Source organism: Paenalcaligenes sp. (genome assembly GCF_030152715.1).
In the GTDB taxonomy this organism is placed as follows: Bacteria; Pseudomonadota; Gammaproteobacteria; order Burkholderiales; family Burkholderiaceae_B; genus Paenalcaligenes; species Paenalcaligenes hermetiae.
The window spans coordinates 13,686-28,649 of sequence record NZ_JASLIX010000051.1 but is presented as its reverse complement, the minus strand read 5'-3'; the positions used below and the strand labels follow the sequence as shown (position 1 = coordinate 28,649).

The 14,964-nt window shown below is 48.7% G+C and carries 15 protein-coding genes; 7 read left to right on the top strand and 8 right to left on the bottom strand.

The annotated features are described in order from the left end of the window. Positions 1–101 precede the first annotated feature (101 nt). The 5 genes from Q1V74_RS04350 to Q1V74_RS04330 are packed head-to-tail and all read right to left on the bottom strand — an operon-like array spanning position 102 to position 6,109. A complete protein-coding gene (locus Q1V74_RS04350) occupies positions 102–1,247 on the bottom strand; it encodes a glycosyltransferase family 4 protein (RefSeq protein ID WP_300647217.1) in 1,146 nt (381 codons plus the stop codon). Between the two features lie 4 nt (positions 1,248–1,251). Further along, positions 1,252–2,604, bottom strand: a complete 1,353-nt coding sequence (locus tag Q1V74_RS04345) for a lipid II flippase MurJ (protein ID WP_300647216.1) — start codon at positions 2,602–2,604, stop codon at positions 1,252–1,254. A 6-nt stretch (positions 2,605–2,610) separates the two neighbouring features. Next, the gene (locus Q1V74_RS04340; RefSeq protein ID WP_260649357.1) at positions 2,611–3,642 is read right to left on the bottom strand and encodes an SDR family oxidoreductase; all 1,032 of its coding nucleotides are present in this window, start codon (positions 3,640–3,642) and stop codon (positions 2,611–2,613) included. Between the two features lie 17 nt (positions 3,643–3,659). Continuing rightward, positions 3,660–4,934 (bottom strand): Vi polysaccharide biosynthesis UDP-N-acetylglucosamine C-6 dehydrogenase TviB, encoded by a 1,275-nt coding sequence (gene tviB / locus Q1V74_RS04335; protein ID WP_300647219.1) that lies wholly within the window; start codon positions 4,932–4,934, stop codon positions 3,660–3,662. Positions 4,935–4,963: 29 nt separating this feature from the next. Further along, positions 4,964–6,109, bottom strand: a complete 1,146-nt coding sequence (locus Q1V74_RS04330; protein WP_300647215.1) for a glycosyltransferase — start codon at positions 6,107–6,109, stop codon at positions 4,964–4,966. A 211-nt stretch (positions 6,110–6,320) separates the two neighbouring features. Between Q1V74_RS04330 and Q1V74_RS04325 the strand changes: the two genes are divergently transcribed. Further along, the gene (locus tag Q1V74_RS04325; RefSeq protein WP_300647214.1) at positions 6,321–6,506 is read left to right on the top strand and encodes a 4-oxalocrotonate tautomerase; all 186 of its coding nucleotides are present in this window, start codon (positions 6,321–6,323) and stop codon (positions 6,504–6,506) included. 6 nt (positions 6,507–6,512) lie between these two features. On the opposite strand, the gene Q1V74_RS04320 is transcribed toward Q1V74_RS04325, so the two are convergent. Next, positions 6,513–7,448 carry a LysR family transcriptional regulator gene (locus Q1V74_RS04320; protein WP_260649361.1) on the bottom strand — a complete coding sequence of 312 codons (936 nt, stop codon included), beginning with the start codon at positions 7,446–7,448 and terminating at the stop codon, positions 6,513–6,515. 109 nt (positions 7,449–7,557) lie between these two features. Here Q1V74_RS04320 and otnI point away from each other — a divergent pair, with 109 nt between their 5' ends. The 3 genes from otnI to Q1V74_RS04305 are packed head-to-tail and all read left to right on the top strand — an operon-like array spanning position 7,558 to position 10,503. After that, the gene (gene otnI, locus Q1V74_RS04315) at positions 7,558–8,349 is read left to right on the top strand and encodes a 2-oxo-tetronate isomerase (protein WP_300647213.1); all 792 of its coding nucleotides are present in this window, start codon (positions 7,558–7,560) and stop codon (positions 8,347–8,349) included. Beyond that, positions 8,349–9,239, top strand: coding sequence for a 2-hydroxy-3-oxopropionate reductase (locus tag Q1V74_RS04310; RefSeq protein WP_300647211.1), 891 nt, complete (start codon positions 8,349–8,351; stop codon positions 9,237–9,239). The genes otnI and Q1V74_RS04310 overlap by 1 nt, the downstream gene beginning before the upstream one ends. Then, positions 9,229–10,503 carry a glycerate kinase gene (locus tag Q1V74_RS04305; protein WP_300647210.1) on the top strand — a complete coding sequence of 425 codons (1,275 nt, stop codon included), beginning with the start codon at positions 9,229–9,231 and terminating at the stop codon, positions 10,501–10,503. Before Q1V74_RS04310 ends, Q1V74_RS04305 begins: the two co-directional genes overlap by 11 nt. A 328-nt stretch (positions 10,504–10,831) precedes the next feature. Here the strand turns inward: Q1V74_RS04305 and coq7 are convergent, their stop codons facing one another. After that, on the bottom strand, positions 10,832–11,530 hold the full coding sequence (coq7, locus tag Q1V74_RS04300; RefSeq protein WP_300647209.1) for a 2-polyprenyl-3-methyl-6-methoxy-1,4-benzoquinone monooxygenase: 699 nt from the start codon (positions 11,528–11,530) through the stop codon (positions 10,832–10,834). A gap of 98 nt (positions 11,531–11,628) precedes the next feature. Between coq7 and Q1V74_RS04295 the strand changes: the two genes are divergently transcribed. From Q1V74_RS04295 to Q1V74_RS04285, 3 genes are read left to right on the top strand one after another with little or no spacing between them, the layout of a single operon-like run. Next, a complete protein-coding gene (locus Q1V74_RS04295) occupies positions 11,629–12,051 on the top strand; it encodes an OsmC family protein (protein WP_260649366.1) in 423 nt (140 codons plus the stop codon). Positions 12,052–12,053: 2 nt separating this feature from the next. Then, on the top strand, positions 12,054–12,857 hold the full coding sequence (locus Q1V74_RS04290; RefSeq protein ID WP_300647208.1) for a thymidylate synthase: 804 nt from the start codon (positions 12,054–12,056) through the stop codon (positions 12,855–12,857). A 5-nt stretch (positions 12,858–12,862) separates the two neighbouring features. Next, positions 12,863–14,500 (top strand): methionine aminotransferase, encoded by a 1,638-nt coding sequence (locus Q1V74_RS04285; RefSeq protein ID WP_300647207.1) that lies wholly within the window; start codon positions 12,863–12,865, stop codon positions 14,498–14,500. A gap of 77 nt (positions 14,501–14,577) precedes the next feature. On the opposite strand, the gene gcvH is transcribed toward Q1V74_RS04285, so the two are convergent. Continuing rightward, positions 14,578–14,952, bottom strand: coding sequence for a glycine cleavage system protein GcvH (gene gcvH, locus Q1V74_RS04280; RefSeq protein WP_260649369.1), 375 nt, complete (start codon positions 14,950–14,952; stop codon positions 14,578–14,580). Positions 14,953–14,964: the final 12 nt, after the last annotated feature.

The following is a 14,964-nucleotide window of genomic DNA, read 5'->3' as shown; positions in this document are numbered from 1 at the left end:
CAAGCAAACCTCATCGCCACGCTGTACCCACGCATTCGCTAGACTTGCTGCCACCCGCTCAGCCCCCCCAGCGTTCATTGAGCTCACAAAAAACAAAATCCTCATGCTCTTGTCCTATGACTTTTTTTAGTCTGGGTGTCTAGTGTCACACGGGGTAATAGTCGCTCCCACTGTGCCATCACAATGGGTACCGAAAACCGATCCCTAACATCTACAGCACGGCGTGCCAAAGCCTCTCGTTTGAAGGGGCGTGCCATTAAGTCAGATAAATACGCCGCTAAGGCATCGGCATCAGCCGGCGGGTTGACCAACACCCCATCAATATTGTCACGAATAATTTCTCGTGGCCCTGTATCACAATCCATCGCTACCACAGCTAAACCAGAGGCCATCGCTTCTAGCAATGTATTTGACAAGCCTTCACTGCGCGAACTCAACACGTACATATCGGACTGCTCATACCAGTCTTTAATATTGCCAACCCGCCCTACAAGTTGAATTCGATGTTGTAAAGCCGCCGTATCAATCTGCTTTTGTAAAGCAGCGCGCTCTTCGCCCTCACCAAGAATGACCAAGTCCCAGTCAGGGAAATAGTTAGCCACCATCGCAAAAGCCTGTATCAGCAAATCAAAACCTTTGACTGGGTGTAAGCGCCCCACAGCTAATAGCCGTAAGCGCTCCCCCTTCTCTGGCACCGGCACTATGGGCTCTTGCTCTTGTAAGGGCCAACGTACCGCATTGGGAATCACAACCACTCGTGAACCGGGCACATGATCACGTAACCACTGCGCCGTCCCCTGTGTTAATGCCACCACAGCATGAGCGCGCGGATATGCCCAGCGCCGCATTTTTTGCCACGACTCTGAAATTTTTTGGATAGGTGGATGCGTATGCTCCGAAACAATTACACGACAGCCTAATCCTTTAGCTGCCATTACAGCCAACACCGAGGCGGTGGTCATCATCCCTAATACACAATCCGGCTTGAGCTTTTTAATCAGTTTACGTAAGCGGCGCACACGTCGCCAATTGGCAATTGCTCCCTGTAGCCCCCCTCCGGAGTCATGAGCGGTGCCCATAACATGGCGCTCCACGCCTTCGGGTACAGTATAAGCGTCCGTATTGCTAGGCATCTGCGTCACTAAACTTACTCGATAACCTAAACGCTGCCAGTAGGCACTTAAGTCCACCGCCACGCGTTCGGCTCCGCCGCCACGCAATGAATGGATCACAATCATAATATGCATAAGACTACTTTGATTCGGTCGGTTTTACCTGAATAGTTGCAGGTTTAAGGGCCACTAAAAAATAACTCGCAAAAGACATCGCATACATACAACTGGTGGCTAACATGATGCCATGCACCCCCATTTGCGGGGCTAGCCACATATTCATCAGGGCCTTCACTGCAAAATTTATGATAGCAATCGTGGCCATCATTCCGTAGCGATGTTGACTCGCTAATAACTGTACAAGAATCAATACACCGAAATAAAAGGGTAATTGCAACAGCCCCCAACGTAGTACTGAACTAACTCGTACCGTGTCAGCAGCCGTAAAAGCCCCGCGCTCATAGAGCAAGCCTACTCCCCATGGCGCAAGCCATGCCGCAAGCGCAGCAATAACTAAGCCAATGACAACCATCATCAGAGACCATTTCAACGCAATCTGTCGTGCTCGTATCGCATCACCTCGACGCGTGACATCAGCCAACACAGGAAGGGCCGCACGCCCTACAGAAGCAGCCCCTATTCCAATCATTAATGAAATAAAGCGGCTAGCATAACCTAAGGTTGCATTCGCATTATCCCCTAGGGAGGCAGCAGTGTATTGATCTATAGGCCCAACAAAGCTCATGGCTATTTGCCCAATTAACATAATGCCAGCCGCATGGGCTAGTGCTGGCCACTGCTCAGCACGAATCCTAAAACGCGGCCTACCCCAAAAGCCATCTACGCGTTTTGCTAGGTAATGCAAACTAGCCGACTGCACCATATACCCGAGAAGAGTTCCCCAAAGTAACGGCCACACCCCCTGGCCTGGGCCAGCCGCTAACACAAACACTAAAATACTAAACGCCGGAACACTATCTAACAGCGTATTAATATGACGCTCATGTGCACGTAGTCGTGCCGCATGTAAGCCGGTAAGCAAGGTTAAGACCGCAGCCGGTGCAAACGCCCATACCAGCTCCTGACTCATTTGCTGCGCTGATGCGCTAAGTCCTTTGCCAGCAAAAGCAAGCACCCAAGGCCACAGTAACCAAATTGCCGCGGCCCCGCCCAGCCCTATGACCATCATGACGCCAAGTAGCTCATTGATAAAGCGCTGGCGCACGGACGACGAATCATCCTTAGCATGCACAAGTACGGGGATCAACACCACTGAGAAAACACCTACCATGGTGACTGGAATCCAATTCGCCATCACCATCGTAAACTGATAAGCATCCACCACGTCGCTAATACCATAGCGATACGCCACTGCCATCTCTTTGAATGCTCCAGCTGCTTTTCCTAGTAATAAGAAAAAGGCGACTCGAAAAGCCGCCTTGGCAATACGCTGGTGGTCACTATGTAATGCTTTAAGCCAATTGAATCGCATAGTGTATTAAGAGAGAAACTGCACGTACCACGGCATCGCTTGCGCCAAACCTTGGGCAATAGTGTATTGGGGAACATAGCCTAAAAGGCGTTGTGCTTTGGATATATCTGCTTGTGAGTGGCGCACATCACCCGCTCTAAAATCACCATGGACCACGTCTTGGGTATAATGGACGCCATTTTCTGCGAGCTCTGATTTCAACAACGCAAAGAGCTGGTTTAAATCCGTCCGAGCATTGACTGCTACGTTATAGACTTGATTCCGAGCCTCGCCTTGGGCCAAAGCCGCCAAGATATTCATCTGAATCACATTTTCTATATAGCAGAAATCTCGGCTGGTTTTACCATCGCCATTAATACGCACCTCTTGATTGCGTATCATCGCCCCGATCCACTTTGGAATCACTGCCGCATAAGCGCCATCAGGGGTTTGTCTTTTACCAAAAACATTAAAATAACGCAGACCAATGGTTTCAAACCCATAGGTACGCGCAAAAACGCTGGCATAAAGCTCATTAACGTATTTGGTCACTGCATAGGGGGATAAGGGGTTACCAATGGTATGTTCAACCTTTGGCAAAGCAGGATGATCCCCATAGGTTGAGCTCGAAGCAGCATACACAAAAGACTTAACCCCGGCATCACGTGCTGCAACCAACATATTTAGCTGCCCCGAGATATTCACTGCATTGGTTGTCAGTGGGTCGTTAATGGAACGCGGCACCGAGCCTAAAGCGGCTTGGTGCAAAACATAATCTATCCCACGGCATGCTTGCTCACACGTTGCCAAATCTCGAATATCGCCCTCGATAAAACGGAATCGCTCCCAGTTTTGCGCCCCTACGTTTTGCTTCACCTCGTCAAGATTATGCTGAAAACCTGTCGCAAAATTATCCAAGCCCACAACGGTTTGGCCGTGAGCTAATAAAGCTTCCAACAAATTTGAACCAATAAAACCGGCGCAGCCCGTCACCAACCACGTTTTAGGATTCTGCTCTAGAGTAGCCCACGCCCGCTCAATCGCTAAATGATGTTGCATAAATCGCCTTCTGTTTGTTACAGACGTAAATCCGATTCGTCACGGTCTAATACATATTTTAAGTCATAGAGCACATGTGGTTGCTTACCCAAGGCCCGGATTTTTTCTGCCCCCATCTGCTTAAACTGATCATGAGCAACAGCGAGCACAACCGCATCATACTGCCCAGCCTCAAGTGCCGCTACTGGCTTAATTCCATATTCTTTTTCCACCTCGGACGCATCTACCCACGGATCATACACATCTACGTTTACATCATACTCGGCGAGCTCATGCACAATATCCACCACACGCGTATTACGTAAATCGGGACAGTTTTCCTTAAAGGTTAAACCCATGATAAGTACCCGAGACCCCTGTACCTGAATCCGCTTTTTAGTCATACTTTTGACCAGCTGAGCGGCCACATAAGCGCCCATCCCGTCATTTAAGCGACGACCGGCAAGAATAATTTCAGGGTGATAGCCAATAGATTGGGCTTTATGTGTTAAATAATAAGGGTCCACACCTATACAGTGCCCACCCACTAGGCCTGGACGGAAAGGCAAGAAATTCCATTTGGTTCCTGCAGCTTCTAATACGTCCAGCGTATCAATGCCCAACTTATTAAAAATCAAAGTGAGTTCGTTAATCAGCGCAATATTTACATCGCGCTGCGTATTTTCGATCACCTTAGCGGCTTCGGCCACACGAATAGATGGCGCTTTATGCGTACCGGCTGTGATAATTTCAGCATAGAGCGCATCCACCAGATCCGCCGTTTCAGGGGTTGAGCCTGATGTGACTTTACGGATCGAAGGTAAACGATGCACCTTATCCCCTGGATTAATACGCTCGGGGCTGTATCCCGCGAAAAAATCCTCGTTAAAACGCAGACCAGATACGCGCTCTAATACCGGCACACAGTCTTCTTCTGTTGCACCAGGATACACAGTGGACTCATAAATCACGATATCCCCACGCTTTAGCACCTTGCCAATGGTTTCGCTGGCACGAATAAGCGGCGTTAAATCTGGACGCTTGTACTCATCGATAGGGGTAGGTACGGTCACGATATAAACATTAGCCTGGGCTAGCTCAGACGCATCACTGGTATAGCGCAATCGCGTTGCTGCTTGCAGCTCCTCTGACTCAACCTCTAGGGTATTATCTACCCCGCTATTGAGCTCAGCGATACGTCGTGGGTTAATATCAAAACCCAATACATCCCGCTTTTTACCAAACTCTACGGCCAACGGTAAACCTACATAGCCTAAGCCAATGACAGCCAGTTTAATGTTTTGTAAGTCCAACATAATTCTCCAAAAATAACAACGCGAGCTTATTCCGTGCGTTCCCGTTTTGCACGTCGTACTGACGGCAGCAATAGCCAAGCAGGACGACGCCAATGCACCAAGCGGGCGTATAACCAGATATAACAACACGCAAAAACCAGTAGACTTGCGGTCAGCAGCCAAGGACTATCCCACCAAATCGTAGCTGGTACTAAGCCAATAAGTACCAACCCCCATAAATAAGGAGAGGCCATAGCATTAGAAGTCGGTGGTACATAGCGCCGCCCTTCTTTTAGCACACTTACCCGCACTAAGCGACGAAATATCAGCTGATGTAGGTGTAAGGAATCCGGCTGATCCACCGGCACACCGCGCTTAAATTTACGGCGCCAAATAGAAAACAACGTCTCAAAAACAGGATAAAACAAAACCGCTAACGCATAAAAAGGCGATACGCTTGGGTTTCGCACCACCAGTTGTACCGCAAGCTCAGCCAGCATAAAGCCGAGAAAATAGGCACCGCCATCACCTAAAAAAACTCGTCCAAAAGGAAAGTTCCATGCGAGAAAACCTAGGGTGGCCGACGCTAAGGAAGAGGCAATAAGAAAAATAGGATAATCCTGCACCTGTAAAGCAACTAGTGCAATAGAAGTCGCCATCAGCACCGCTACCATTCCCGCCAGACCATTGATGCCATCAATAATATTCAAGGCATGCGTACAACCACCGACCGCTACCATGGTAAACAGCAAAGAAATCGGCCAAAAAGCTAAAATCCAATCCGCCCATGCCACCCCTACCCGAGATACCCCGCCTAACAACCACCACGCAATTGCAGCAGAAGCAAAAGCAGCAAGTAAGCGCTTTAATGAGCCTACATCTTTAGTAATGTCTTCGACTAGCCCTGCTACAAATACAGGTAAGGCAGCCACAAACAGTACTGGCCATAGCCAAGTTAGCGTCATATTGCTTGGACCGAGCACAAGCATCCCAGCCAAACTACCGGCCAAAATAGCTAAACCACCGACTCGCGGGGCTGGCCGCAAATGGGTGGCTTGTGGCTTAGACATATCCGAATCCCCGGTCAATCGTCCATGCCAACGTTCAGACAGCACAATTAAGCCGCCCACCACAAAGGCAACGACGGAAATGGATAGCCAAGTAAAAAAGTCCCAAGCTGGAGTCGAACTCACTACATGTTCCTCTGAAGTTAACTACACTTATTATGCTCTGTATTTGTAACAACGCGAAGCTTGATGTCGATACAACTGCTACAAAACATAATGCGTGCATACGCTAAATTTTATTTTTCTAGAATAGCAACATGATAATGGCTATTATGCGATAGTGTGGCAATATCATATTTAAACTGTCCTATCTCTTTTCATTTTTTATGGGGTCAAAATGCCTTTTATTACGATTGATCTTTTTGAGGGCCGAGATAAAGAAACCAAACGCGAATTAGTTCAGCGTCTTACCGAGGAAACGTGTCGTATTTTGAACTGTAAACCCGAGGCTGTCCATATCCGTTTTAATAATGTAAAGCGAGAGGACTGGGGAACTGGTGGCGTATTATGGTCCGACAAATAACGTAAATTACTGTTTACATGAACAGGCGGTTTTGTCCGTTTGCTCCCAATAGCCCGGCTGATTGTAAATCTGTTTCAAATAATCCGTAAAAACACGGATTTTAGCGGGCACATAACGTTGCTGCTGATACACCGCCTGGATATCATAATCCTGAATCGCATACTCATCTAGCACAGTGACAAGCTCCCCTCGCTTTAGCTCTGCTTGAATCTCCCACATAGAGCGCCAGCCCACACCCCAGCCCTGCTTTACCCAATCAAATAAAAGCTCCCCATCATTGCAGTCCAAATCACCTTGCACGCGTACCGAGAAAATCTGGCCTTGACGCACAAAGGTCCAACCATATTGTTGCCCACCATGTAAATTAAAAGCTAAACAATTATGATGTATTAAATCCTCTGGCACCTGTGGCACCCCATGTTTAGCAAAATACGCAGGTGTACCACACACCACGCGCTGATTAGGATACAAGCGCACAGCAACATAATTCGGGTCATAAACCGCTCCGACGCGAATTGCCATGTCATAACCCTCGCGCACTAAATCAATCACACTATCCGTAAAATTAAAAGACAAGCGCAGGTCTGGATATCGCTTTTTAAATGCTAATACATGTGGAGCCACATGCTGGCGCCCAAATGACGCTGGTGCCGAAACCACCAAATGCCCACGCATTGCATTGTGCTGGTCGCTAATACTGGCTTCTGCCATCTCAAAATCATGCAACAACTGCTTACACTGTTCTAAGAATTGCTCACCCAGATCCGTCAAGGTCAAGCCTCGCGTAGAACGATGCATTAAACGTACACCTAAACGTTTTTCTAATGCATCGAGCCTACGCCCTAATACCACAGGTGTCACTCCCTCTTGGGCCGCGGCCGCTGCAAAGCTCCCTTTTTCTGCGACCAAAACAAAACTACGAATTTCCGTATAGCGACTCATAATGCCTATTTAAGAAAAAGATGCGGTATAACAGGAAAAGAAAGACAAAATCATTTTATGTTGATCACACCAATCTCACTATCTTCCCTGACGACTGCTTGGAGCTAACATGCCAAAGTTTGCTGCTAACCTTAGTATGCTTTTTACAGAGTACGAGTTTCCTAAACGTTTTGTTCATGCAGCCGCTGCCGGTTTTAGTGGTATTGAATACCTTTTTCCTTATGACTATACACCAGCCCAGCTTAAGCAATGGCTAGATGACCAGTCTCTACCCCAAGTCTTATTTAACTTACCCGCAGGACGCTGGGATCAAGGTGAACGAGGGTTGGCTTGCTTACCAGACCGCCAAACAGAATTTCAAGAGGGGGTACATATAGCCATGGAGTACGCCAATACTCTAGGTAATGAGCTCATGCACTGTATGGCGGGGATACGTCCAGAGGGTTTATCTTATACCAAAGCCCTTGATACCTATTTGACTAACCTTGCCTATGCCACGGATATTGCGGCGCAACATAATCGGGTAATTTGTATTGAACCAATCAACCCTTACGATATGCCGGGCTACTTTTTACAACAAAGCGAACAAGCGGTAGAAATCATCAATGAACTGAATCGAACAAACCTCAAGTTGCAATACGATATTTATCACGCCCAACGCGTAGAAGGTCATATTAGTCATACCCTAGAGCGTTTCTTAACTTATATCGGCCACATTCAAATTGCGAACTCCCCCGGACGCCATGAGCCCCATCTAGGGGAAATCAATTATGACTTTATTTTTCATTTAGTGGATCATTTAGGTTATGCCGGCTGGATAGGTTGTGAGTACCTACCTGCTGCAACCACAGCAGAAGGATTAAGCTGGCTACGCCGTTACCAACCCCAAAGGACAAAATAATGGAGAATATTGCATTTATTGGTTTAGGGATTATGGGTGTTCCCATGTGCTTAAATCTGCTTAAAGCCGGTTATCCAGTAAACACCTACACCCGTAGCCACACCCACCCCTCTATACCCGAAGCCGGTGCCCATCTTTGTGATAGCCCGCGAGCGGCCGCTGAAAAAGCTGACATTATTATTCTTATTGTGAATGACACCCCGAACGTTGAGCAGGTTTTATTTGGGGAAAATGGCGTCATCGAAGCCAATCTACAGGGTAAGGTCATCGTGGATATGAGTACGATTTCCCCTGTCGCTACCAAAACATTTGCGCAGAGAATTCAAGCCGCAGGCGCTGACTATTTGGATGCGCCCGTTTCTGGCGGCGATGTAGGCGCGCAAGCGGGCACATTAAGCATTATGGTGGGTGGCTCTGAGTCCGCTTTTCAACGTGTGTTACCTCTTTTTCAAGTGATGGGCAAAAACATCACTCATGTCGGCGATGTGGGTGCTGGTCAAATTACGAAAATGGCCAACCAAGTCATTGTGGCACAGAGCATCCAAGCCGTTGCAGAAGCCTTAGTGCTCGCCTCTAAAGCTGGAGCGGACCCAGAAAAAGTACGACAAGCGCTCATGGGAGGGTTTGCAAACTCACGGATTTTAGAGGTCCACGGTAAGCGCATGACCGCGGGCACATTTACCCCGGGGTTTAAAGTCAACCTACATCAAAAAGACATCACCAGTGCGCTCAACACAGCTCGCGAACTCGGGGTGGCCTTACCCGGGGCGGCGCTCTTTCAACAATTGCTCAGTAGCTGCATCGCCCAAGGCGGTAGCGAGTGGGATCACTCTGCCGTGATTAAAGTCATCGAGCAGCTGGCCAACCATTCGATTCGTGATGACAGCTAACCATATTACCCTTTTACGCGCCGGCTTTAGCGCGGCTGTACAAGCCGCCCAAGCCAAGTATGCGCTACCACCCTACTTACCAACACCGCCGTCGGGGCGCACTATTGTCATCGGGATGGGTAAAGCCGGCGCCGCCATGGCGCAAGCAGTAGAAAACGCGTGGCAAGGGGATAAAAGTCAGCTTAGCGGGGTGGTCGTGGTTCCCTATGGCTCTACGCTCCCTACCCAGCGTATACGCCTCATCGAAGCGGCGCACCCTGTTCCCGACCAAAACAGCGTACAAGCCAGCCAACAAATACGTCAGGCCGTTCACGCGCTAAACGCCGATGATCTGGTTATTTGCCTTATTTCTGGGGGCGGCTCGTCTTTATTAAGTCTGCCCGCCACAGGCCTAACACTAGAAGCAAAACAGCAGCTTAGCCAACAACTATTACACAGTGGTGCCAGCATTGATGAAATCAACATCGTGCGCAAACACTTATCAGCGATCAAGGGGGGGCGCTTGGCCGCCGCCTGCTACCCTGCGCGTGTGGTCAATTTAATTATTTCTGATGTACCCGGTGATGACCCTAGCCATATCGCTTCGGGTCCTACCGTCGCAGACCCCAGTAGCGCACAAGCCGCCTTACAGATCCTACAGCACTATGCCATTGCCCTAAGTCCCACCATACAGCATGGGCTCCAGAGCTGCGCTTGGGAAAGCATCAAAGCAGACGACCCTCGCTTAGCACGCGTCCAAACGCATGTTATCGCCACCCCACACACAGCCTTACAGGCCGCGGCTACGCTTTACCAAGAACAGGGTTATACGCCTCTTGTTTTGGGTGACACCATCGAGGGCGAAGCCAAAGAAGTAGCAAAAGTAATGGCAGCCATCGTCAAATATTGTCAAAAACATGGGCAGCCTGCTGCCGCGCCCACTGTGCTCCTTTCTGGTGGTGAAACCACAGTACAAGTAAAAGGAGATGGCTGCGGGGGCCGCAATGTGGAGTTTTTACTGGCGCTACTTATTGCCCTAAAAGATCAATTTCCTTATGCTGCGCTAGCTGCTGACACCGATGGTGTAGATGGCGCAGCACCTGTGGCTGGTGCGTTTATTACCGATCAAAGCTGGAACAAAGCTCTGGCTCTTGGCCTTGACCCCATGGATTATTTGCAACGACAAGACGCCCATCAGTTTTTTCAGCGCTTGGATCAGCAACTGATTACCGGCCCCACTCAAACCAATGTCAATGACTTTCGAGCTATTTTACTGCCTGCTTAGATGATAATTTTTGCTCTAAATAATCGTTTAGGCAAAAAAAAACCCGAGATCAAAAGATCTCGGGCAAATCCACCAAAGGAGGAGGGTGGAGGAGACAACCGGGGCATGTCGGGCTACAAGGGGTTTTCCCGAGCCTGCGCAACCAATTAGGGTTTTTACTCTTGCGTTGCGTTTCGACATCCAATGACTAAAGTATAGTGCTTACTTTTGTGCAATGCAAGATACTTGGGCTTTTTTCTCATGAATCTGTGGTTTTGTAGCAAAAAATCAACAAACTTAGAGAAAAGTCTTTAGGAATAAACCCTAATCTTAGTCGTAAGGGATAGTACTAGATCCGATACGCCGTGGTTGTCATCACTTTGGACATGAAACGCATCGCGAGCTTTATAGGGGCAGGCAAGGCTTTAGCCCCATGATTTTCAGCGGTGGTGCGATGCTCAATCTCATCCAGACGCATTTGTTCAACAATTTTTCGAGAGCGCGTATCGTGCGGGGGCAAAGACTGCAGGTGGCTATCCAAATGCTGTTCAACCTGACGCTCCGTTTCTGCCATAAAACCTAAGTTATACGGCGTACCTGCACGGCTTGCCACCACACCTAGCCCTAAAGATGCAGCATACCAAAAAGGATTAAAAATACTAGGGCGACTGCCTAGTTCTTTTAAGCGATCATCGCACCACACCAAATGATCCACCTCCTCGGTGGCAGCCTCGTATAATAAAGCCTTAATCGACTCGTCTTGAGTCATCAACGCTTGCCCACGATAGAGCGCTTGGGCACATACTTCTCCTACATGATTAACGCGCATCAAGCCAGCCGCATGACGCGCTTCTTCTGGGCTTAACGTATTGTCCTGCGCCGTTGGCTTACCCGCCGGGTTAGGTCTAGATGCTTGAGCGGAACGACTGATCACATGCACCGCATGGCCAATTTCTGTTAACACCGTGTCAAACAAAGAGGGGCGTCGCTCTAGCTTTGGTACTGACGCCTTTGGAGCGGTATTTTCTACTTGAATGGATGTGGTCATTTAATCCTCGCATAAAATGTAGGCTTACAATCATGCTATTGTAATGCCAAAGTCGTTATGAGCTTTTGGGCTAAATCAGTAAAAGGACGATACCTATCATGAAATGCACGGTTAATTGGAATCATAATAATGGCATGCTGTTTGTGGCGAGTACAGGCAGCGGTCACGTCACTGTCATGGACGGCGCGGTCGAGGGTGGCGGCAATGATAGCGCCCCACGTCCGATGGAAATGCTCCTTGCTGGAGCAGGAGGATGCGCGGCATACGATGTGGTGTTGATTTTAAAGCGGGGGCGTCATGCCGTCACAGACTGCCAAGTGAGCCTTGTTGCTGAGCGCGCAGACACCGACCCAAAAGTCTTCACTCAAATTCACTTTGCCTTTATCGTCAGTGGCAAAGACTTACCTGAAAATGCCGTTGAGCGTGCTGTCAAACTATCCCATGATAAGTACTGCTCAGCCAGTGCCATGCTCGGTAAAACCGCTAATATCACTTATTCTGTCGAGATTCGGAACAGCTAATTATGGGCCCCTATAATCAATACGAAACTCTCATGCGCCATGTATACGAACACGGCACAATAAAAAATGATCGCACTGGAACCGGCACAAAGTCCGTATTTGGCTACCAAATGCGTTTTGACTTAGCTAACGGCTTTCCACTGATCACCACCAAAAAACTGCACACACGCTCCATTTTTATTGAGTTATTGTGGTTTTTACGCGGTGATAACAACATCAAGTGGCTGCATGATCATAATGTTACCATCTGGGACGAGTGGGCCGATGCAAATGGTGATCTCGGCCCAATTTATGGGGTGCAGTGGCGCTCCTGGCCCGCTCCTAATGGCACACATATTGATCAAATCACGGACCTGATCAAACAAATTAAAACCAATCCTGATTCGCGGCGCTTAATCGTATCAGCCTGGAACGTGGGTGATATTCCGAATATGGCTTTACCGCCTTGTCACGCCCTATTTCAATTTTATGTGGCCGATGGCAAATTATCCTGCCAACTCTATCAGCGCAGCGCAGATATTTTTCTTGGTGTGCCTTTCAATATTGCCAGCTACGCCCTTTTAACCCATATGGTGGCGCAACAGTGTGATCTCGATGTGGGCGATTTTATTTGGACAGGTGGTGACTGCCACCTATACAGTAACCACATGGAACAAGTACAGCTACAGCTCAGCCGCGACCCTCGCCCTTATCCAAAGCTTAAGCTACGTCGTAAACCCGCCTCGATTTTTGACTATGAATACGAAGATTTCGAAATCGTCGGCTACGACCCCCATCCACATATCAAAGCCCCTGTGGCGGTTTAATCCCTATGTCTACACCCTCGCTTCGTCTTGTGGTGGCGTACTCCACCAATCGCTGCATTGGCAAAGATAACGATTTGCCTTGGCGTTTACCTAACGATCTAGCTCATTTTAAAGCCGCCACCATGGGGCTACCCATTATTATGGGGCGCAAAACGTGGGAATCACTGGGGCGAGCATTACCTGGACGCCCCAACCTGGTTATCAGCCGCAACCCCAATTATGTCGCCCACGGCGCTACTGTTTACCCAGACCTGGACAGCGCCATTGCCGCCTGTCATGGTTACGATACAGCTTGCATCATTGGAGGTGAGCAAATTTTTCAACTCGGACTAGCAATAGCCGATGAGCTGATTGCCACCGAAGTACACGCTCACGTAGATGGAGACACCTTTTTCCCACCGCTTCCTGCTGGCTGGATCGAGGTCCAACGCGAGCCGCAACCCGAAGAAAACGGCTATCGTTATGATTTTGTAGTCTATAAACATCGCCCATCTGTACGTAGCCCACTGCCCCATCTTCGCCCCAATATTTTTTCCTATATGTCTGGTTTAGCTGCTCAACACAAAGCAGTGAATTTAGCCCAAGGCTTTCCCGATTTTGGCTGTGATCCGGCATTACTGCATTGGCTAGATCATTATGCAAAACAGGGTATGAACCAATACGCGCCCGGCGCCGGGGTCTTAGCGTTACGCCAACAGATTAGTCACTACCTTGAGCGAAGAGACGGTCACACCTATGATCCTGAGCAAAATATTACGGTGACCGCCGGCGCCACCGAAGCCTTATTTTGCTCAATTTTGGCTTTTGTGGGGGCTGGCGATGAGGCCATCATCCTAGAGCCTGCTTACGATACCTACGAGCCCACCATCGAATTAGCCGGTGGCATCGTGAAGCGTCTACCTCTACATGCCCCCGATTTTACGATTGACTGGGAGGCTCTGGAACAGCTACTAAGCCCTAAAACCAAACTACTGATTCTTAATACCCCTCACAACCCAAGCGGCACCATTTTACAACCCGCAGACCTGCAGCAACTGGCACAACGGCTACGCCGTACTCAAGTGATTGTGATCAGCGATGAGGTCTACGCCGATATGGTCTTTGCCCCCCAACAGCATCATAGTGTGGCCACTCATTCTGAACTACGCGAACGCAGTGTGGTTATTGGCTCATTTGGTAAAAGCTTTCATATTACAGGGTGGAAAGTGGGTTTTTGCGCGGCTCCAGCTTATCTCAGCGAGGAAATCCGCAAAATTCATAATCTCACAACGTTCTCTGTACATACCCCCTCGCAATTTGCCTTAGCCAAAATCATGCAGGACCCTGCACAGATTGCTGCTGTGGCACCTATGTATGCTGAAAAACGGGCTTATTTTCTTCAGGGTTTAGCCCACACAGCCTGGCGTTTTTTACCTAGTGCGGGCAGCTACTTTATTACGGCAGATTATTCCGCCTTTAGCACAGAAAACGATATGGATTTTTGCCATCGCCTGATTCAAGAGTATGGGGTCGCCGCTATCCCATATAGTGCATTCTACAAAGAAGCTCCCGCCGAGCAACGCTTAATCCGTTTTTGCTTTGCTAAAACAACCCAAACCTTAGATGCAGCCATTGCACGCTTGCGGCGTCTTCAACCGCGCTAACACCCAAAACACATAAGGGGCAGGTATTACCCTGCCCCTTTTATAAAACCAAGTGTATCACTCCAGTGATTTGCGCTTCAGCTATTTTCTGCTTGATATTGCTCCGCGCTTAATAAAGCATCCACATCACTTATCTGCGACGGTTTGAGCTTAAAAATCCATGTTTCATAAGGCTGATCATTAAGTAACTCCGGTGCATCTGTCAACTGCTCATTAAAAGCAATGACCTCACCAGCTACAGGGGCATAAATGTCCGAAGCCGCTTTTACTGACTCCACCACGCCGGCCACATCCCCAGCCTGTAAATGCACACCGGTTTTAAAATCACCGACAAAAACCAAATCGCCCAATTGGTCTTGAGCAAAATCCGTAATGCCAACCCAGACCTCGTCACCTTTGACTAAAGCCCATTCGTGAGTTGCTAGATATTTTCGATCTGTTGGTAAGCGCATATGCTCCTTTCC

Coding starts and splice junctions, on each gene's coding strand:
- Q1V74_RS04350 (WP_300647217.1), bottom strand. CDS start 1,247: ATGCATATTATGATTGTGATCCATTCATTGCGTGGCGGCGGAGCCGAA.
- Q1V74_RS04345 (WP_300647216.1), bottom strand. CDS start 2,604: ATGCGATTCAATTGGCTTAAAGCATTACATAGTGACCACCAGCGTATT.
- Q1V74_RS04340 (WP_260649357.1), bottom strand. CDS start 3,642: ATGCAACATCATTTAGCGATTGAGCGGGCGTGGGCTACTCTAGAGCAG.
- Q1V74_RS04325 (WP_300647214.1), top strand. CDS start 6,321: ATGCCTTTTATTACGATTGATCTTTTTGAGGGCCGAGATAAAGAAACC.
- Q1V74_RS04320 (WP_260649361.1), bottom strand. CDS start 7,448: ATGAGTCGCTATACGGAAATTCGTAGTTTTGTTTTGGTCGCAGAAAAA.
- otnI (WP_300647213.1), top strand. CDS start 7,558: ATGCCAAAGTTTGCTGCTAACCTTAGTATGCTTTTTACAGAGTACGAG.
- Q1V74_RS04310 (WP_300647211.1), top strand. CDS start 8,349: ATGGAGAATATTGCATTTATTGGTTTAGGGATTATGGGTGTTCCCATG.
- Q1V74_RS04305 (WP_300647210.1), top strand. CDS start 9,229: ATGACAGCTAACCATATTACCCTTTTACGCGCCGGCTTTAGCGCGGCT.
- coq7 (WP_300647209.1), bottom strand. CDS start 11,530: ATGACCACATCCATTCAAGTAGAAAATACCGCTCCAAAGGCGTCAGTA.
- Q1V74_RS04295 (WP_260649366.1), top strand. CDS start 11,629: ATGAAATGCACGGTTAATTGGAATCATAATAATGGCATGCTGTTTGTG.
- Q1V74_RS04290 (WP_300647208.1), top strand. CDS start 12,054: ATGGGCCCCTATAATCAATACGAAACTCTCATGCGCCATGTATACGAA.
- Q1V74_RS04285 (WP_300647207.1), top strand. CDS start 12,863: ATGTCTACACCCTCGCTTCGTCTTGTGGTGGCGTACTCCACCAATCGC.
- gcvH (WP_260649369.1), bottom strand. CDS start 14,952: ATGCGCTTACCAACAGATCGAAAATATCTAGCAACTCACGAATGGGCT.